An 18,967-nucleotide genomic window follows, 5' to 3' on the forward strand; every position below is an offset into this window, starting at 1 on the left:
GAATTCTGAATGACTAAACTGGATCACCGGGGAAGCTCTTGTTTTTGCAAGGGTATTCCCGGTCTTTATGTGTGGTATTCCGGCGCATTTGGCTCAAAACATCCCCAGTTTCTCTAGATTTTTGCGGGCGGCCCGACGGCTTGGGTCTGACCGGGAGATCATATCACGAGACCGTGGAGATGCGAAATGACGTATCTGGCGGCGGCACATCGGAGAACGGCGCCGTAAGGTTGAACCTGATCAGGTCTCAAGCATCGTCCGCTCTTGCCACGCAGTTCCGTGCCGTCTTGAAAGGCGAGGAAGGAGACAGCGCCGTGGTCGCGGGCGCGCGGGCGGACTGTGGTCAGACTTGCGAGGCGGCCTTCGTCAGATCGCCCCGCATTTGATCGGCGTTACTGCACGACGAGCGGGTGTTCGGCGATCACGACCCGATCTTGCCCGAGGAAGTAGCGCAGCACATAGGCGCCGGGCTCGTCAGGCACGTCGATGATCATCGGATTGCCGTTCCGGGTGTATACATACTCCTCCCATTGTGCGCCGCCGGTCGCGCCTGCGCGGCCGATGCCGATATAGTCGTTCTGGTAATCAGGCCCGGTCCAGCCGACCTCGAGCGTGCCTCCCGCCGGGGCCTGGGCCGGGGCGGTCAGCGTGGCCGCCACAGGGCTGACCGAGATCGTGGCGCTGGCCAGCGGATCACGGTCTTGGCCGAGGAAATAGGTGATCACGTAGTCACCGCCTGTTGGCGGCATGAGCAGGCGCAGCGGGTTGCCATCGCGGGTGTAGGTGTAGTTCTGCCACAGATCGCCGCCGCTCGCGCCGGATGGACCGATGCCGATATAGTCATTGCCGTAATCTGGCCCGACCCACCCGATCTCGATCATCTCACCGGCAATCGCCGTGGCGGGCGCGGTCAGTTCGGATTGCAGCGGCGTGACCGTGATCGGCACTTGCGCCATCACTTCGCGATCCTGACCCAGGAAATAGGTGATGACATAGGCGCCGGGTGTGGTGGGAACCAATAGGTCAAGCGGTGCCCCGTCGCGGGTATAGGTGTAATTTTCCCACTGATCCCCGCCGCGCGCATCGGCCCGGCCAATCCCGATATAGTCGTTCTGGTAATCCGGGCCGGTCCAGCCGATTTCGATGGTCGACCCGGCGACCGCGCTGTCCGGCGCGGTGATCCCGACCTGCAACTCGGTGACCGTGATCGGCACCTGGGCCATGATCTCGCGGTCCTGACCGATGAAATAGCTGATCAGATACTCTCCCGGTTCTGGCGGCACCAGCAGGTCCATCGGGCTGCCATCGCGCGTATAGGTGTAGTTCTGCCAAAGATCGCCGCCCGAGGCGTCAACCGGGCCAATACCGATATAGTCATTGTCGTAGTCGGGCCCGGTCCAGCCAATCTCAATGCTGGACCCCGCAACCGCTTCCGGCGGTGCGGTGATCGACACCTGCACATCGGTCACCTCAATCGGAACCGAGACCATCTGCGTCCGATCCTGGCTGAGGAAATAGCTGATCAGATAGCTGCCCGGCGTCGGCGGCACCAAAAGATCAAGCGGATTGCCATCGCGGGTATAGGTGTAGTTTTCCCACAGATTGCCACCGGAGGCATCAGCGCGACCGATCCCGACATAATCTCCTTCATAGTCCGGCCCACTCCACCCAATCTCGATCGTGTCGCCTGCGGTGGCCGTTTCCGGTGCCGTCAAGGTGATCTCAACTGGCGTCACGGTGAGTGGGGCAACCGCGATACGCTCGCGCCCATCGCCGAGGAAATAGCCGATCAGATAGTCGCCCGGCTCTGGCGGCACCAGAAGGCCAAGCAGGCTGCCGTCTTCGGTATAGGTGTAGTTTCGCCAGGTATTGCCACCCGTCTCGCTGGCCAGGCCGATGCCGATATAGTCGCCATCCATGTCCGGGCCGGTCCAGCCGACCTCAATGGTTGATCCGGCCACGGCGGTCTCCGGTGCGATGAGACTGGCGATGAGCGGCGGCTCTTCAAAAACCACGGTGACGGTTCGCGCTGCATCGACGACGACGAACTGAACCTCTTCGCTGACCTCCTGCACCGTCCAATAGGCGTTGGCGGTGTAGGAGCCGCCTTCCAGGTCAAAGACCAGCTCATTGCCCTCTTCGGTCTCCGCGACGTTCTCCGGCAATGGGCGGATATCCCAGAGCACCGGGTCGGTGATGATCGGACCTGCCTCGCCACCGATCCGGGCAGTGAACGTGACCTCGAAACTCGGCGGCGGGATGAAGGGCAGGGCGACCGTCACGGTCTGCTCTACCCCTTCTTCGACCGTGAAGCTTGTGCCATGTTCGGTGCCTTGCGCCATGCGCAACACCTGCGCGCGATAGGTGCCCGGCAGAAGCGCCAGCGTCAGGCCCGGGGCTTGTGTCGCGCCCTGGACCGGGTTGCCATCGGCGTCAAAGATCGACCATTCCAGCGGAGAGACAGGCGCCGACATGTCCGGCTCAACAACCGCGCGCAAGGTCACCGGGGTGGTCATCGGGGCAGGGGCCACGGCGACCTGTTCCAACGCCTCGGCCAGCTCTTCGGCATTGTCCGCAGTCAAGAACTGGCCGCCGGTATTGTCGGCAATGCACTGCATCTGCGCCCGCGCCTCTGGGTCTTCCACGTCAAAGCCGATCACATGGGCGGTGAACCCCACACCGGCGGCCTCAAGCTCGGCGGCAATGGCGCAGGGGTCCGCCTCGCAGGTCTCGATCCCATCGGAAACCAAGATCACGGTCGCGGCGTTTTCGGTGTGGCGGAGGGCGCGGGCGGCCTCAACGACCGAGGCGGTCATCGGCGTCCGGCCGCGCGGGTTGATCGCGTTGACCGCGGTCGCAATCGCGTCGCGGGTGTCGAGCCCGGGTTCGATCAATGTCTCGATATCGGCACAATCGCCGCGGGTTCGATGGCCATAGACGGTCAGGCCCAAAGCCTGCGAGCTGGGCAGGTCTTGCAGCATCTCGCCAATCACTTCGCGGGCGATGACGATCTTATTCACCCCGTCGATTTGCCCCCACATGGAGCCAGAGGCATCCAGCACCAGGATCGCGGCTGGCGTTTCATCGACTTGGGCTTGGGCGGGCACAACCGCCCAGATTGACAGGAAAATACTCGCGAGAAACCGGCGCATGGTCCAACCCTCTTCATATGTAAAATTTTGTGTCCCGCGCAATCACGGGATAAAATATGGGTCAGATGCTACGCCCGACGGGGTCATTTGTGAAGCATTCGTTGATCTGGTTGACCCTCCAGTTGCGCGCTGTCATGCCGGGCGTATGAAGCTCCAACAGACAACAGATTGGGCGCAGGTGATCCTGCTTTGGGTGATCGGCCTCTTTGCTGCGGCGCAGTTCGGCAAAGTATCCTTGGCCTTTGACGCGTTGAGCCAGGTCTATGATCGGCCCGAGGCGGTTTTGGCGTTGGTTGTGTCATCGGTCGGCGTCGCGGGCATATTTTTAGGTGCCATCGCCGGGATGGGTGCGGGGCGGTTCGGACCCCGGCCGGTCTTGCTGAGCGCGCTTATCGCGGGCGGCGGGCTGTCGATCCTGCAAGGGCTCTTGCCTGCCTTCCCGCTTTTGCTGGCGTTGCGCGTGTTGGAGGGCGTTGCGCATCTCTCGATTGTGGTGGCCGCGCCGGTTTTGATGGTCCGGATCAGCACGCCGCGGGATCAGCCGATGGTGATGGCGCTTTGGGCCAGCTTCTTTGGTGTGTCTTTCGCGCTCACGGCCCTGATCCTGCCCGGGTTGATAGAGTTCGGCGGGCTTGGCGGCGTCTGGATGCTGCATGGGTTGGGGTTCTGGTGCCTGGCGGCTTTGGTCTGGCGTATGGTGGACCGTATCGGCCCATCGCCCGCGCCCTGGCCGGGCTTCATCGCGGCGCATCGGGCGATCTATAGCGATCCGCGCCGGCTGGCCCCTGCGCTCGGCTTCTTTTGGCACACATTGATTTTCGTGGCACTGCTGACATTTCTCGCGCCCTTTGTGGCGGGGGCGCTGCCGGAATCCGTCGTGGCCAGCGTGCTGCCACTCGCGGCGCTCGGAGGCACCTTCCTGGCCGGGTGGCTTGCGCGGCGGTTTCCGCCGATCGAGGTTTTGCGCCTGTCTTACATCACGACCATTACGACCATGATCCTCTTGGCCCTCGTGCCCGATCTCGCACGTCCCTGGGTGGCCTTTCTGGCCTTTGTCAGTATCGGAGTTGCGCCGGGCGCAGGCTTTGCAGCGATCCCCGCCTTGAACACGGAACCGGTGGCCCAAGCCGAAGCCAATGGCGCCTTGGCGCAGCTTGGCAATGTCGGCACCTCAACCGGCAGCCCGATCTTTGCGCTTGCCATGGGCGCGGCCGGCCTCAACGGATTGGTGGCCGCCGCAGTGATCCTCACGGCGATTGGGTTCGTCTCGATGCTGTGGATAAGCTGGCGGGTTGCCCATAGCTGACTCTCTCTGTCAGCATGTTCCCGCTTCGTTCGCATTTTTTCGTTGGAGACTCAGCCGAGCTCCCCTATGTGTGAACCGACGGTTAATCGGGGGCCTTTATGGCTGAGCTGAAAAAGATCGAAGTGCGCGGTGCCCGCGAACACAATCTGAAGAATATCGATGTGGATATTCCGCGTGATGAGCTGGTGGTGATTACCGGCCTGTCAGGTTCAGGGAAATCTTCACTGGCCTTCGATACCATCTATGCCGAGGGGCAACGGCGCTATGTTGAGTCGCTGTCGGCCTATGCCCGGCAATTCCTCGATATGATGGAAAAGCCGGATGTGGACCATATCAGCGGTCTGAGCCCGGCGATCTCGATTGAGCAGAAGACAACTTCGAAAAACCCGCGCTCGACGGTCGGTACGGTCACCGAGATTTACGACTATATGCGTTTGCTCTTCGCCCGGGTCGGAACACCGTTTTCGCCCGCCACGGGGCTGCCGATTGAGGCGCAGCAGGTGCAAGATATGGTCGACCGGGTCATGGCGCTGGAGGAGGGCACGCGCGGCTATCTGCTTGCACCGATCATCCGCGACCGGAAAGGCGAATACCGTAAGGAATTCCTGGAGCTGCGCAAGCAGGGGTTTCAGCGGGTCAAAGTCGATGGCGCGTTTTACGAGCTGGATGAGCCGCCGGTGCTGGACAAGAAGTTCCGCCATGACATCGATGTGGTGGTGGATCGGATCGTGGTCCGCGAAGGGGCCGAGACCCGGCTGGCGGACAGTTTCCGCACCGCGCTGGATCTGGCCGACGGTATCGCGGTTCTGGAAACCGCGCCGAAGGCCCTGGACGATGGCACCACGCCGGAGCCGGAGCGCATCACGTTTTCCGAGAATTTCGCCTGCCCGGTGAGCGGCTTCACGATCCCCGAAATCGAACCGCGGCTGTTTTCCTTCAACGCCCCCTTTGGGGCCTGCCCTTCCTGTGATGGTCTGGGCGTTGAGCTGTTTTTCGATGAACGCTTGGTGGTGCCTGATGCGGCGCTGACCCTTGAGGATGGCGCCCTTGCCCCATGGCGGAAAGGCAAGTCACCCTATTTCCTGCAGACTATTCAGGCCATTGCGGATCATTACGGGTTCGATCCCAAGACCAAGTGGAAAGACATCGCGCCGGAGATACAGCAGGTGTTTTTGCGTGGCTCTGGCGATGTCGAAATCCCGTTTCGCTATGATGAAGGCGGTCGGGTCTATCAGGTGACGCGCAGTTTCGAAGGCGTGATACCGAATATGGAGCGCCGCTATCGCGAGACGGACAGCGCCTGGATTCGCGAAGAATTTGAACGGTATCAGAACAACCGCTCCTGCGGATCTTGCCATGGGTTCCGTCTGCGTCCCGAAGCGCTGGCGGTTAAGATCGCTGGCCTGCATGTGGGCGAAGTGGTGCAGATGAGCATCCGCGAGGCCGCCGCCTGGTGCGATACCGTGCCGGAGAGCCTGACGGAGCAGAAAAACGAGATTGCCCGGGCGATTTTGAAGGAAATCCGAGAGCGTCTTGGGTTTCTGAACAATGTCGGCCTGGAATACCTGACGCTAAGCCGGAACGCCGGCACGCTGTCGGGCGGCGAAAGTCAGCGCATTCGTTTGGCCAGCCAGATCGGCAGCGGGTTGCAGGGCGTGCTCTATGTGCTCGATGAACCCTCGATCGGGCTGCATCAGCGAGACAATGATCGGCTTCTGACAACGCTGAAGAACCTGCGCGACGCGGGCAACACGGTGATCGTGGTCGAACATGACGAAGAGGCGATCCGAGAGGCGGATTATGTTTTCGATATCGGCCCAGGAGCAGGCGTGCATGGCGGGCAGATCGTCAGCCAAGGCACCCCGGCGGAGATCATGGGCGATGCCGCTTCGATCACCGGGCAGTACCTGGCGGGCACCCGCGAGATCGCCGTGCCCGCGACCCGGCGCAAGGGCAACAAGAAGAAGGTGACGGTGGTTAAGGCCACGGGCAACAATCTGCAGAAAGTGACCGTCGATTTTCCGCTGGCCAAATTCGTTTGTGTCACGGGCGTGTCTGGCGGCGGCAAGTCCACGCTCACGATTGAGACGCTGTTCAAGACCGCATCGATGAAGCTGAACGGCGCCCGGCAGACACCTGCGCCCTGCGAGACGATCAAGGGGTTGGAGCATCTCGATAAGGTTATCGATATCGATCAACGGCCCATTGGCCGGACGCCACGGTCGAACCCGGCCACCTATACCGGGGCCTTCACCCCGATCCGCGATTGGTTCGCCGGGCTGCCCGAGGCCAAGGCGCGGGGCTACAAACCCGGCCGGTTCTCGTTCAATGTGAAGGGCGGGCGGTGCGAGGCGTGTCAGGGCGACGGTGTCATCAAGATCGAGATGCATTTCCTGCCCGATGTCTACGTGACCTGCGAGACCTGCAAGGGCGCTCGCTATAATCGCGAGACCTTGGAGATCAAATTCAAAGGCAAAAGCATTGCCGATGTGCTCGATATGACGGTCGAGGATGCGCAAGACTTCTTCAAAGCGGTCCCCAGCATCCGCGAGAAGATGGATGCGCTGATGCGGGTCGGTCTGGGCTATATCAAAGTGGGGCAGCAGGCCACGACGCTCTCGGGTGGCGAGGCGCAGAGGGTCAAATTGTCGAAAGAACTGGCCAAACGGTCTACAGGTCGGACTTTGTATATTTTGGATGAGCCTACTACTGGATTGCACTTCGAAGATGTTCGAAAATTGCTAGAGGTGCTGCATGAGTTGGTGGAGCAAGGCAACACCGTTATTGTGATTGAGCACAATCTCGACGTGGTGAAGACCGCCGATCACATCATCGATATCGGCCCTGAGGGGGGCGATGGCGGAGGCACCGTCGTGGCCACGGGCACACCGGAGAAAGTGGCGGAAGTGAAGCGCTCTCATACCGGGCGCTATCTCGGCCCGATGCTCGGCAAACGCACCCTCGCGGCGGAGTAGATGGTGGCGCGGCCCCGGATCGGTTTGGCGCTTGGGTCCGGCGGGGCCAGGGGCTGGTGCCACCTCGGCGCGCTCGCTGCGTTGGAGGATATGGGCCTCCGCCCCGATGTCGTCGCGGGCTGTTCCATGGGCGCGCTTGTCGGGGCAGCGGAGGCTGGCGGCAAACGGGCCGAGTTGCAGGATTGGGCGCTTGATCTGACCCAAACCAAATTCCTCGGCCTGGTCGATTTACAGCTCTCTGCGGGTGGGCTGGTTGCGGGCAAACAGATTGCGAATGTGTTGGGTCAGTGGGGGCTTGATTGCGCCATTTCTGATCTGGCGCTGCCCTTCACGGCGGTGGCGACCAATCTGGAAACCGGTCGCGAGGTCTGGTTGCAGAATGGGCGGCTTTTGCCTGCCGTCCGCGCCTCCCTATCGATCCCCGGGGTTTTCACTCCGTCTTATTTGGATGGCCGATGGCTGGTTGATGGCGGGTTGACCAACCCCGTGCCGGTCTCGGTCTGTCGCGCGGCGGGGGCCGATGTGGTGCTTTCGATCAACCCGAATGGCAAAGCCGAGGGGCGGGTGTGGCAACCTTCGGAGGAGCTTGGGGTGATCGAGCAATGGCATCAGCAGTTGAGTGAGAGCCTGCCTGAGGGTTGGTTGCCGAAACCGCCGCCGCGTGGGCCGGTCCCGCCGCAAGGGTTCGATGTGGTGTCGTCCTCGCTTGATATGCTCACCGATTATCTCCGCCGCACCAGAATGGCGGCGGACCCGGCGGATGTGGCCCTGGACATCTGCTTGCCAGACCTCACGGTTTTGGAGTTCTTCCGCGCCGAAGAGTCCATAAATGCGGGCCGCGCTGCCATTGAGGCGCAGGCCGAACAGATCGCGCGGGCCTGCAAAATCTGACGTGGGATGGGCGCGGGCCTCAGGGGTTGTCATCGCGCATGATCAAAATATTGCCGGAGCGGCTCTTGTATGTTAAATTGATTTACATACGTCTTGCACACGTTTCCGTGAGTGAGAGAGGGCAATCACATGACGCAGTATTTGGGAGCAGGGGCCGTTCTGATCGTGCTGCTGGCAAGCGGCGCGATGGCGCAGGATCGGGTCTATCAGTTTGACGGATTTACCGAGGTGGAAGTGGCTGAAGGCGTCAGCGCGACGCTCAATGAGGGTCCGTTTCAGGTCGAGGCGACAGCGCGGCGGGGCAATATCGACCGGTTGGTGATCGAACAGGATGGCGACGTGCTGCGGATTGAGCGCCGCGCGCCGGTGATCCGGTCGGCTCTCAATAGCAACGATCAGTTCGAGGTGGAGATTCACATGCCCAAACTGATCCGGGTCGAGTCGCGAGCCGGGGCATCGGTGATCGCAGAGGTCCCGAGCAGCGTCGAAGCGTTCGAGGGCGAAGCCCGTCACGGCGCCTCTTTGCGGATCGCGAGCATCACTGCCGATGAGACGACGCTCTATGCCTCCTCCGGGGCCAGTTTGCAGTTCGATGGCAGTGCCGGCGAAACGGATGTTACCGTCGAAAACGGGTCCAGCATGCGCCTGTCAGGGGACTGCGCCGACTTGAGCGCGGAGATCCGCGCTGGCGCGTCGCTCAGGGCTGGAGAGTTCCAATGCCACAACCTCGATATCTCCGCCCGTGGGGGCGCGGAGGCGGTGGTCTATGGCGATCAGACTGCATCGGTGGAGGCGCGGTTCGGAGCGTCCGTCCGGCTGCTTGGCGATCCGGTGATCGAGGATATGGGCAGCGGGTTTGGCGGTGATATCCGCTCGAATTGACGGCCCGAAGATGCACCGTCGCGAGCGCGTCTAGACGGTGCGCTCTGCGTCAGGTCTGCACGATCAACCGGTCTAGCCCGTGGAAGTGGTAGATATCGGCATAGGTCGGTGTTTCGGCGAGGCGCAGATTTGGGCAGCGCTGAAACAGGATCGGCAGGGCAATCTGCATCTCCAGCCGGGCCAGCGGTGCACCGACGCAGAAATGCAGCCCCGCGCCAAAGGCCAGATTGGCGGGGCCATCTTGCCGATCGGGTTGGAAGGTCTTGGCGTCTTGATACACGGCCTCATCCCGCCCGGCGGAGGCCAGCAGCAAGCCGACCTGATCGCCGCGCTGGAACCTATGCCCAAAAAGCGCAACCTCTTCATAGACATAACGCGTGAAAAGATGCAGCGGCGGGTCGTAGCGCAGGATTTCTTCGATCAGCAATGCCGGGGTTTCACCGGGCCGCGCGCCGGTTTCCAGGCAGAGTTTCACCCCATTGCCGATGGAATGCACAGTCGCCTCATGGCCCGCGTTCAGAAGCAGAATGCAGGTGGTGATCAACTCATCGGTGGAGAGCTTCTCGCCATCCTCTTCGGCGGCGATCAGATGGCTGATCAAATCGTCGCGCGGCTCCGCCCGGCGGCGGTCGACATAGTCGCGCATGAACGCCACGAAATCTTCGGTTGCTTGGACGGCGGCGTCTTCATCGGCCCGTGTCCGGCCCGCCTGATACATCCCGACCATCGCATTGGACCAGCGCAAGAGATCCGGGGCCATCTCTTCCGGCACGCCGAGCAGCCGGGCGATGATCGTGACTGGCAGGGGGCGGGCCAGCGCGTCGAGCAGATCGAAAGGCTCTGATGGGCTCGCGTCGATCAACGTGTGGGTGAGGGTCTCGATCTCGGGTGCAAGCGCTTTGATCCGCCGCGAGGTGAAGGCGCGCAAAACGAGGCTGCGCAGGCGCGTGTGGCGTGGCGGCTCCAATTCCAGCATCGAATGGGCTTCGACCGCATAGAAGGGGGCGAGGTGATCGGGGACCGGCAAGGCCTCAACCGGCTCGCGACCAAACCGCCGATCGCGAAGGAGCGTGTTCACCGCCTCGTGGGTCGTTGCGCAGGGCAGATCATACTCGGCCCAGAACACAAGCGGCCCGGCCTCTCTGGCCTTGGCGTAGAACGGGTAGGGGTTTTGCACGAACCCCGGATCGGTCGGGGCTTGATGGAGCGTTTTCATATCGCCTCTAGGTGACGGGCCGGATGGCGGAGTCCGGCGATGCATTTGAGCATTGTGATCAAGAGGAAGGGGAGGCGCAACGGCCTCCCCTGATCCGTTTTCTTAGTGGCCCCTTAGTCCGCGCCGCGCACCGAGATCGCGGCGTCCGGATCGGGTTTGACCACGCGTTGGACGAAGAAGACCGCCGCCGCGATGCCGATGCCGACAAGGTCGGTGATCAACCCACCCTCAATCATGCAAAGCGCGGCGATGATTAGCCCGACGCGCAGGAACCAGACGGCCCGCCCGCCCATGAACCAGCCTTGAACCCCTGAGGTCAGCAGGAACACCCCCAAGATCGCCGTGACGGCGGCACGGATCACTTCGAGCCATGTGCCGTCCATCAAGATCGCGCTGTTATAGAAGAACATGAACGGCACGATGAAGGCGGAAATCCCGATCTTGAACGAGGCGACCGAGGTCTCCATCGGGTTCGCGCCGGATATGCCCGCCGCCGCATAACTCGCCAGGGCCACGGGCGGCGTGATGGCCGAGACCACGGCGAAATAGAAGACGAAGAAATGCGCCGTCAGCATCGGGATGCCAAGCTGCACGAGGCCCGGGGCGACCACGGAGGCTGCCACGGCGTAAGCAGCCGTGGTCGGCATCCCCATGCCGAGCAGAATGGCGATGCACATGGCGAAGAAGAGCGCCAGAAGCTGGCTAACACCTGCGAGATCGAGCAGCACAGAGGAGAACCGCGCCCCCACGCCGGTGAGCGAGATGACCCCCACGATAATCCCCGCGCAGGCGCAGACCGCGATGATCTGGATCGACATGACGCCCGCAAGTTCGAACGCTTTGATGATCGAGCGGATACCCATCCGATGCGGTGTCAGCCATGAGACCACAGCGGCGGCGGCGGTGGCCAATGTGCCCGCCCGGATCACCGAATACCCCATGAAGAGCGCCGCGATCAGAATGATGATCGGCACGAACAGATAGACCTGTTTCACCATATTGCGGAACTTCGGCAGCTCATCCTCGCGCATGCCCCGCATGCCCAGTTTTGCCGCCTCGAAATCCACCATGAAATAGATCGAGGTGAAATAGAGGATCGCCGGGATGATCGCGGCGATGGCGATCTCCTGATAGGGGATGCCGGTGATCTCAGCCATGATGAAGGCACCTGCGCCCATGATCGGCGGCATGATCTGCCCGCCGGTGGAGGCGGCGGCCTCAACCGCGCCGGCAGTCTTTTTATGATAACCGACTTTCTTCATCAGCGGGATTGTCAACGAGCCGGTGGCCACCACATTGCCGGCCGATGTGCCATTGATCATTCCCATCAGGCCTGAGGCGAAGATCGCCACCTTCGCCGGGCCACCGCGCGCGCGCCCGGCTGCGGCGAAGGCGAAGTTCACGAAATAATCGCCAACCTTCGAGGCCTGCAGGAACGCCGCGAAGATGATGAAGAGGATGATATAGGTCGAAGAGACTGCCGTTGTTGGCCCGAGGATCCCCGCGTCGGAATAGACATGGCCGAAGAACCTCTGCCAGCTATAGGCGTTTTGCACCGCCAGGATGCCAGGCAGCAGATGTGCGGTGAAGGTATAGGCCAGGAAAACCCCGGTGATGATCACCAGCGCCAAACCGGCCACACGGCGGGTCAACTCCAGGATCATCGCCGCCCCGGCGGTGGCCGCAAAGGCCACCCCGATGGGGACGAAAGGCGTGCCGACGGAGTTCCGGGCTGCGGTGCCGTAAATCGCGATCAGATAGAGCGCGACGACCACGCCGCAAATCGCCAGAACGATGTCGGATGCGGCGTAAAGCTCGCGCCCGCGCCGCTCGAACCAGCCAGTGGCGATGGCACCGAAGGTGGCGATCAGAAGCGGCACCCCAAACCACCAGACCTCTTGGGCGTAAATCTCAGTGCCGGGGAAGGCGGCCCAAGTGGTGAGCCCACCCATCTCTGGCAGATCGCCCGAACTGATCATCCCCATGAAGCGGAACGCGGTGACCCCGGCCAGAAGCGCAGGCAGGGCCAAGAGCGCGGCCGCCAGCGACAGGAGCTTGGTTTCTTTGTGATCCGGCGCGTGATCGGAGAAGGTATGGGCGGAGAACAGCAGGAACCCGAGCCCCAAAGCACCCGCGATATGAACAATGCGGAAATTCCAAGTTTCCAAAGGGAATTGCGGCAGGAACGGTAGGTCGAGGCCGGTCAACCCGCTGACAGAGATCCCATTCAGCGCGGCCATGTGGAAGGCGGCGTAAAGCGTCGACAGCGTGGCGATGATCAAATAGCCGCGGCCTTCGAACATCCGACGATTGCTTTCAATCGGTTCTTCATCCACGCCTTCGGCCAATACCTGGTCTTCGGCCTGGTTGCTCTCAGTCTCGGTCATGGCTGTCCCCCTGGTTGGCCATCTTGTTGCGCGTTTTGGCGTCATTTGGCCGGTGCCCACCTTTTTGGCTTGCCCACCAGGTCATTGCAACCGCGTAGTTTGGCACATTCCGCTGGCCGGTAGAGAGCGCCGCTGGCGGAAAAAGGGGGAAAGATCGCCGCGTATTCTGCTGGCCAGTGGCGGACCTGGCGGGTTAGTCTCGCGCGTGTCGGGCCTTCCCGTGACCAACCCGGCCCAATTGGAGGATAACATATGATTTCGAGAACCGGCGCGTTTCTGAGCAGTGCTGTTTTTGCCCTTGCAAGCTTACCTGCTCTTCCTGTCTTGGCCCAAGATGCGGCCATGTGTGGCGGTGTCGGCGCCAATGGCATGTGGGTGGGCGGCTCGGCCGAAACATCCGATATCTCCACATCTGCAAGCCATATCGATCAGACTGGTGTCATGGTGCCACCAGGCGGCGAGACCGTTTCGCTGTTTTCCGTCAGCACACCAGGGGAGTATCGGATCGAAGCCAGCCCGAACCCAGGTGGCGATACGGTGATCGATATCCGCGACGAGGCCGGTACGATTATCCTGACCGATGATGATAGTGGCGGTGATCTCGCCTCACGTGGTGACATCTTCCTTCAACCGGGAACCTATTGTGTCTCGACACGGGCCTTTGGTGGCGGTGCTGTTGTTGCCGATCTCCGCGTGGGTCGCGCCGAACATGAAGCGCTGACCCCTGGGTGGGGTGGTGGCTTTGGTAATTTCGCGGGCGTTGACCCCTGCCTGCCCAACACACCCGCGACGCAGCTTGGTTCCGGCGTGATCGATGCGGAGTTGCAGGCCGGTGTCACCGCGACGAACTCCATCGCGGCGACTCCGTATTACCGCTTCTCGCTATCGGCGCCCCAGGCGCTCACCATTCGGGCGGAAAACCAGTCGGCAGACCCGTATATCTACATCTATGACGGTCAGGGCACGCTCATCGCCGAAAACGATGATTACGAAAGCCTCAACTCGCGCATCGATTTCACTGATCCGCTGCCCGCCGGGAATTATTGCATCGCGATGCGGTCGCTCTCAGATGACACGCAGCCGGTGACAGTGTCGGTTCGGGGGTATGACCCAGTGGCCGCGATGCAAGAGATGTTTGCGACCGGTGAAGCCAGCCCGCCGATCGGTGGCAGCTATCCGATCATCGATCTGGGTCCGTTGCAAACCAGCCTGGTGATGGATCAGGTCGTCGGCAGTGACGCGGTTTGGTTCAGCTTCACCGTTCCGGCGGGCGGTCTGGTGGTGATCGACGCGATCGAGATCAGTGACAGTGACCCGGTGATCCGGCTCTTCGATGGGGTCGGTCGCTTCATCGAATTCAACGATGACGCTGGAGGTTCGCTGAACAGCCAACTGACGACGCGGGTTAATCCCGGGACGTATATGCTGGGCGTGACGCAGTATTCGGAAAGCTATTCCGGGGTGATCCGCGTCGCGCTACAGCGCTATGTGCCTGCGCAATAAGACGTTGACCTAAAAGAAGAAGGGCCGCCCGATCTGGGCGGCCCTTTTCCGTTTCAGACCTGCGGTCTGATTACATATCGCTGTGGATCATATCGTCCGAGATCATCGCACCGGCATTGTCTGCGAACCACTGGGCCGCGCCCGGATGCCACATCATGACGGTGTTTTTGTCGTAGTTCTCGGGCAGGGTGGAGCGCGCGGCGCGGTGGATATTCACCATCCGCTCATTGTCGCTCATCACCACATCGACAACCGCATAGACGAAGCTGGCAGGCAGCTCGCAATTTGCGATGGCGAAGTTCCACATCGAGACCGAGCGCGCGTCGGCCTCCAGCGTGGTGTAGGTGTCCGCGGCAATGTCGAACTGGCTGACCGGGAAGGCCGCCATGATCTGCGCCTGCTCTTCTTCGGTGAACTCGATGATGTTCACATCCGTCTGCACTTCAAGCTGCGACACGGCGGGCACCGGCACGCCAGCGGCAAAGGCGATCACGTCGAGCAGACCATCCTGCAACTGACCGCCTAGATCCGACCAGCCGCCATTGCGACGTTCGAATTCGACGCCCAGCTCTTCCATCATGCGCGGGAAGTAGGTGTCGGAGGTGGAGCCAGCCGGGCCAAAGCCGATCCGCGCGCCAGCGGGGATATCGGCGACGCTTTCGATCCCGGACGAGCTGAGCGCGGTCACCGAGAACGGCGTCTGATACATCGGGAACATCGCGCAGGCATTGGTCATCTGCAGACCGGGCGCGATTGGGTTGGTGCCGTTCAGCGATTCCGCCGCCGGGCCCATTGTGGTCATACCGAACTGTGCTTCGCCGGTATGGACCAGCGCCATGTTCTGCATCGGGCCGCCGGTCACTTCGCCGCCACCCGAAAGACCCAGCTCTTCAGCCACAAGGTTTGCCCAGCCAGAACCATAAGCAAAATAGGTGCCGCCCTGGCTTGCGGTGCCAACGGTGAAGCTCTCCGGCCAATCGCTACGGTCCACATGCCCGTCTGCAAACGCAGCCGTCGCGGTCAGCGCAGTGGTCATGGCCAGCGCGGTCAATTTGGTGAATGTCATGTATATCCTCCCATGTGAAAGGCCACGCACCTCATGTGCGCGGTCCAACCCACGTGAGACCCGTTTTAGCGCGGTGGGTCGGTGATGCAAGAGACGCCAGGGTGACGCGTGACCGCAGATTGTGCCTGGCCGTTAACCTAGAGCATATCTGATCGGCCAGAGTTTTGTGATCATTCCAAAGCTCGCGAGGACATGAAAGGATCTGTTATGGCGGCATTGGAAGGAAAGGTCGCACTGGTCACCGGCGGCACCCGCAGCGTAGGCAGAGGCATCGCCATCGGATTGGGGGAGGCGGGTGCGACCGTATTTGTGACCGGGCGCTCGATCACCGGTCGGCATGTCGCCGAGGTCACCAAGTCGGGCGGCAGAGGCATCGCGCTGCGTTGCGATCACAGCGATGATGCGGCTGTGGCTCAGGCCTTCGAACAGATCGCGGCTGAGGTCGGGCGTTTGGATATCTTGGTCAACAATGCCTGGGGCGGTTACACGCGGCTGCGCAACCGCGCGGCTAACACGGGTTTCAAATGGAAAGCGCCGTTTTGGACCCAGCCCTTTGATCTCTGGGATGAGATGCACCTGGTCGGCGTCCGGTCGACCTATATCGCGTCGAGCCTGGCCGCGCCGATTATGATTGCGCAAGGTAGCGGGTTGATCGTGAATATCTCGTTTTATGCGGCCCGGAGATATTACGGCAATGTCGCCTATGGTGCCGCGAAATCCGCAACCGACGCCATGAGCCGCGATATGGCGGAGGAACTGAGACCCCATGGCGTTGCGGCTCTGTCGCTCTATCCGGGCCATGTGATCGACAAGAAGAAAGGCAAGATGCCAAAACGCGAAACGGCCCAGTTCGTCGGGCGTGGGGTGGCCGCTTTGGCGGCTGATCCAAAGGTGATGGCGCGATCAGGCGAAATCCAAGAGGCCGCCCATCTGGCCCGGGCGTACGGTTTCACCGATATCGATGGTACGCAGCCCCAGCCCTATGACAGATTGTGACATCTCTTAGGTCAGGGTGTGCGCATCCTAGGCCGAGATCGCCTTAGCGGCTGCATCGAGCGCCATGATGATCGCGCCGAAATCTGCCGCTTTGAGTGACGCGCCGCCCACCAAAGCACCGTCCACATCCGGCACGGCGAAAATCTCATCGGCATTGCCGGGTTTGACGGAGCCGCCATAGAGCAGGCGAATGCCGTCAGCGGTGTCCGTGCCAAATCGAGTGGCCAGTTCGGTGCGGATGAACCCATGTACGGATTCGATCTCGGCCATTGTGGGGACCAGCCCCGTGCCAATCGCCCAAACCGGCTCATAGGCGATCACCAGATTGCCCGGCGCCGCGCCGTCGGGCAGGGAGCCCGCCAATTGAGTGCGGAGCACGTCGAGAGTCTCGCCCGCTTGGTATTGCGCTTCCGTTTCGCCGATGCAGAGAACGGCAACGAGGCTGACGGACCACGCCGCGTCTATCTTGCTCCGCACCAGGGCATCGGTTTCGCCGTGATCTTGGCGGCGTTCGGAATGGCCGAGAATGACATGGGATGCGCCCGCATCTGCGACCATCTGCGCGGAGATATCGCCGGTATGGGCACCGTTCGGGTTTGGGTGGCAATCCTGCCCACCAACCTGAACACAGGTGTCTGGATCATGGACCATGCGGTCGATCAACGTCGCGGGCGGGCAGATCAAAACATCCACGCCCAAACCGGTGGGGAGCGCGGCCACTTCGCCCATATCCGTAGACAGGCCGTTCATTTTCCAGTTTCCAGCGGCAAGCTTGCGGCGCATCTGTCCCTCCTGATTTGTGCTCCTGCGAGACGTATCAGTCTGGGGGTAAGCGGGGAAGGGGGCTCACAGATGGGTCAGGGCTTCACGTGCCAGCGTGACCGCTTCTTCCGGGTCATCAAGCGCTGCGTCGGGCAGCCGCCAATAGGGCATCGCCACCTCTTTCTTGCCATCGCGGCGATAGGTCCACCGTTCCAATCCGCGGGCGTCCAACTCTCCTTGAAAATCACCAGCGCCTTTGATCCAGATCGAGCCATCCGACTGCAGAATCGCGAAGATTGTGCCGTCATGATAAAGGCAGAGCCCACCCATCATCTTGCGGGTCGTAAGCGGCTCCAGATCGGCGAAGAGCTCTTTGGCAAAGGCGATATCGGCGTCGGAAACGCTCACGCAAGTTTTCCAAGCGCCTCATCGAATTTGATCGACTCGCCACAACCGCAGGCATCGGTGACATTGGGGTTCTTGAACTTGAAGCCGGATTCAAGCAGCGACACTTCATAATCGATCTCGGTGCCAAACAGGAACATCTGTGCCATTGGGGCGATCATCACCCGCGCGCCGTCTTGTTCGACCACTTCGTCATGGGGATCGACCTCGGTAACGTAGTCCATCGTGTATTCCATGCCCGCGCAGCCGCCTTTCTTGACGCCGATGCGCAAGCCCTGATGGCCATCTTTTTCCATCAGCTTGGCGATTTGGGCCGCCGCCTTGTCGGTGATGGAGACCGCCTGTTTGCCGGGAATACCGAACATGTATGCACCCTTTCCTGTGTTGGCCTAATGTAGGTCAGACCGGGCCCTGGCTCAAGGGAGCGGATCGCGCTGCCGCAGGTATCCCGCGATTGCGTCCAGCGCGGCGCGCACGGGTTTTTCGTGCCGCCCCTCGTGGTGGCTGACCAACCATTGTTCGCTGCGAAGCTCCGCAATTGGGTCTGAGACCCGGGTGAGGCCGTTCATACGTTCGCCGATGAAGAGCGGCAGAACAACCCGCCCGATCCCGGCACGGGCCAGCGCGACGGCCAGATGGGGCGTATTGGCCTTGGTCACGATTTCAGGTGAATGATGACGCTTAATCCATTGAGCAGACGGCGTTTCAACCGAACCATGGGCCGGGCCGATCCAACCTACGACTTCGGGCGATGTGGCATAGGCGGCATAGTCCACATGGCCGATCTGCTGCCCGGCGAGCCAGGGCTGATCGGGGCGCGTGTTGCGGATGCCGATATCAACCTCCCGGCGCGCGATATCGAGGCTGAGATCGCAATAGACGAATTCCGGTAGCCAGGTGGCGTTGGGGCTCCAATAGGCACTTGCGTGTTCGGCCAAGTCCGTCGCGGTCCAACTGCCTGCTGAGATGCGGACACAGACCGGGCCGGTCGCCTCTGTATGCCAGCGCGCGATTTCCGTCGCGGCGACCTCCATTTTCTGGGCCTTCTCGTAAAGCTGTCGGCCATCTGAGGTCAGGGCATAACCCGCCGAACCGTGCAGAAAGAGACGGCGGCCAAGGCGCGTCTCGAAAGCACGCATCCGACGGCTGAGGGTCGCGGTGCTGACGCCGCTGGCCTCAGCTGCGCGCGCAATGCCACCATGCCGCGCCACGGCGGCGAAATAGGCGTAATCATCCCAATGCGGTTGGGTTTCCATTTTTGCAACTCCAGTCGCGGATCTGGCATCTGCCGGGATACGCTGTCACGGCTTAGATCTGTCCTGCCAATCAAAGTCAGGAGGACAGAATGATCTCTGTTATTCGACCTATTTGTAACCCTGATACGCCTCAAACGGAATATCAGAAAGAACAAGCCAAGTTTGCAAAA

The 18,967-nt window shown here is 61.5% G+C and carries 14 protein-coding genes and 1 CRISPR repeat array (1 of these 15 only partly in view); of the genes, 6 read left to right on the top strand and 8 right to left on the bottom strand.

Annotation, left to right across the window (positions count from 1 at the left end; all coding sequences use genetic code 11):
- Positions 1-20: direct repeats of the CRISPR family, unit length 29 nt (it extends 346 nt beyond the left edge of the window).
- A gap of 372 nt (positions 21-392) precedes the next feature.
- Complete coding sequence (locus GTF44_RS07725) at positions 393-3,152, bottom strand: VWA domain-containing protein (protein WP_171560585.1); 2,760 nt, start codon at positions 3,150-3,152, stop codon at positions 393-395.
- A 145-nt stretch (positions 3,153-3,297) separates the two neighbouring features.
- Here GTF44_RS07725 and GTF44_RS07730 point away from each other — a divergent pair, with 145 nt between their 5' ends.
- The 4 genes from GTF44_RS07730 (at position 3,298) to GTF44_RS07745 (ending at position 9,206) form a co-directional block, all read left to right on the top strand.
- Entirely contained in the window at positions 3,298-4,458 is a 1,161-nt protein-coding gene (locus GTF44_RS07730) for an MFS transporter (RefSeq protein WP_171560587.1), read from the top strand.
- A gap of 98 nt (positions 4,459-4,556) precedes the next feature.
- Positions 4,557-7,433, top strand: coding sequence for an excinuclease ABC subunit UvrA (uvrA, locus tag GTF44_RS07735; RefSeq protein ID WP_171560589.1), 2,877 nt, complete (start codon positions 4,557-4,559; stop codon positions 7,431-7,433).
- A complete protein-coding gene (locus GTF44_RS07740; RefSeq protein WP_171560592.1) occupies positions 7,434-8,324 on the top strand; it encodes a patatin-like phospholipase family protein in 891 nt (296 codons plus the stop codon). It begins immediately after the preceding gene.
- A 129-nt stretch (positions 8,325-8,453) separates the two neighbouring features.
- Entirely contained in the window at positions 8,454-9,206 is a 753-nt protein-coding gene (locus GTF44_RS07745; protein WP_171560594.1) for a DUF2807 domain-containing protein, read from the top strand.
- A 49-nt stretch (positions 9,207-9,255) separates the two neighbouring features.
- On the opposite strand, the gene GTF44_RS07750 is transcribed toward GTF44_RS07745, so the two are convergent.
- Positions 9,256-10,422, bottom strand: a complete 1,167-nt coding sequence (locus GTF44_RS07750) for a cytochrome P450 (protein WP_171560596.1) — start codon at positions 10,420-10,422, stop codon at positions 9,256-9,258.
- A gap of 113 nt (positions 10,423-10,535) precedes the next feature.
- Entirely contained in the window at positions 10,536-12,809 is a 2,274-nt protein-coding gene (locus tag GTF44_RS07755; RefSeq protein WP_171560598.1) for a TRAP transporter fused permease subunit, read from the bottom strand.
- A gap of 252 nt (positions 12,810-13,061) precedes the next feature.
- Between GTF44_RS07755 and GTF44_RS07760 the strand changes: the two genes are divergently transcribed.
- Entirely contained in the window at positions 13,062-14,312 is a 1,251-nt protein-coding gene (locus GTF44_RS07760) for a DVUA0089 family protein (protein WP_171560599.1), read from the top strand.
- 70 nt (positions 14,313-14,382) lie between these two features.
- Here GTF44_RS07760 and GTF44_RS07765 read toward each other — a convergent pair whose 3' ends face one another.
- Positions 14,383-15,378, bottom strand: a complete 996-nt coding sequence (locus tag GTF44_RS07765) for a TAXI family TRAP transporter solute-binding subunit (RefSeq protein WP_145209478.1) — start codon at positions 15,376-15,378, stop codon at positions 14,383-14,385.
- A gap of 192 nt (positions 15,379-15,570) precedes the next feature.
- Between GTF44_RS07765 and GTF44_RS07770 the strand changes: the two genes are divergently transcribed.
- The gene (locus GTF44_RS07770; protein WP_216365349.1) at positions 15,571-16,374 is read left to right on the top strand and encodes an SDR family NAD(P)-dependent oxidoreductase; all 804 of its coding nucleotides are present in this window, start codon (positions 15,571-15,573) and stop codon (positions 16,372-16,374) included.
- A gap of 27 nt (positions 16,375-16,401) precedes the next feature.
- Here the strand turns inward: GTF44_RS07770 and tpiA are convergent, their stop codons facing one another.
- From tpiA to GTF44_RS07790, 4 genes are all read right to left on the bottom strand, one after another.
- Complete coding sequence (gene tpiA / locus GTF44_RS07775) at positions 16,402-17,157, bottom strand: triose-phosphate isomerase (RefSeq protein ID WP_171560602.1); 756 nt, start codon at positions 17,155-17,157, stop codon at positions 16,402-16,404.
- Positions 17,158-17,220: 63 nt separating this feature from the next.
- Positions 17,221-17,544 carry a TfoX/Sxy family protein gene (locus GTF44_RS07780; RefSeq protein WP_171560603.1) on the bottom strand — a complete coding sequence of 108 codons (324 nt, stop codon included), beginning with the start codon at positions 17,542-17,544 and terminating at the stop codon, positions 17,221-17,223.
- Positions 17,541-17,906 carry an iron-sulfur cluster assembly accessory protein gene (locus GTF44_RS07785; protein ID WP_171560605.1) on the bottom strand — a complete coding sequence of 122 codons (366 nt, stop codon included), beginning with the start codon at positions 17,904-17,906 and terminating at the stop codon, positions 17,541-17,543. Before GTF44_RS07785 ends, GTF44_RS07780 begins: the two co-directional genes overlap by 4 nt.
- Before the next feature lie 51 nt (positions 17,907-17,957).
- Entirely contained in the window at positions 17,958-18,797 is an 840-nt protein-coding gene (locus GTF44_RS07790) for a LysR family transcriptional regulator (protein ID WP_171560607.1), read from the bottom strand.
- Positions 18,798-18,967 lie beyond the last annotated feature (170 nt).

The organism is Roseobacter sp. HKCCD6576-2 (assembly GCF_013179285.1).
Taxonomy (GTDB): Bacteria; Pseudomonadota; Alphaproteobacteria; order Rhodobacterales; family Rhodobacteraceae; genus Rhodophyticola; species Rhodophyticola oceani.

Bases quoted from the DNA above. Each gene is read 5' to 3' on its own strand.
- GTF44_RS07750 (WP_171560596.1), bottom strand. From the start codon at position 10,422: ATGAAAACGCTCCATCAAGCCCCGACCGATCCGGGGTTCGTGCAAAAC.
- GTF44_RS07730 (WP_171560587.1), top strand. From the start codon at position 3,298: ATGAAGCTCCAACAGACAACAGATTGGGCGCAGGTGATCCTGCTTTGG.
- GTF44_RS07755 (WP_171560598.1), bottom strand. From the start codon at position 12,809: ATGACCGAGACTGAGAGCAACCAGGCCGAAGACCAGGTATTGGCCGAA.
- GTF44_RS07770 (WP_216365349.1), top strand. From the start codon at position 15,571: ATGAAAGGATCTGTTATGGCGGCATTGGAAGGAAAGGTCGCACTGGTC.
- GTF44_RS07790 (WP_171560607.1), bottom strand. From the start codon at position 18,797: ATGGAAACCCAACCGCATTGGGATGATTACGCCTATTTCGCCGCCGTG.
- GTF44_RS07725 (WP_171560585.1), bottom strand. From the start codon at position 3,152: ATGCGCCGGTTTCTCGCGAGTATTTTCCTGTCAATCTGGGCGGTTGTG.
- GTF44_RS07760 (WP_171560599.1), top strand. From the start codon at position 13,062: ATGATTTCGAGAACCGGCGCGTTTCTGAGCAGTGCTGTTTTTGCCCTT.
- tpiA (WP_171560602.1), bottom strand. From the start codon at position 17,157: ATGCGCCGCAAGCTTGCCGCTGGAAACTGGAAAATGAACGGCCTGTCT.
- GTF44_RS07785 (WP_171560605.1), bottom strand. From the start codon at position 17,906: ATGTTCGGTATTCCCGGCAAACAGGCGGTCTCCATCACCGACAAGGCG.
- GTF44_RS07740 (WP_171560592.1), top strand. From the start codon at position 7,434: ATGGTGGCGCGGCCCCGGATCGGTTTGGCGCTTGGGTCCGGCGGGGCC.
- GTF44_RS07745 (WP_171560594.1), top strand. From the start codon at position 8,454: ATGACGCAGTATTTGGGAGCAGGGGCCGTTCTGATCGTGCTGCTGGCA.
- GTF44_RS07765 (WP_145209478.1), bottom strand. From the start codon at position 15,378: ATGACATTCACCAAATTGACCGCGCTGGCCATGACCACTGCGCTGACC.
- uvrA (WP_171560589.1), top strand. From the start codon at position 4,557: ATGGCTGAGCTGAAAAAGATCGAAGTGCGCGGTGCCCGCGAACACAAT.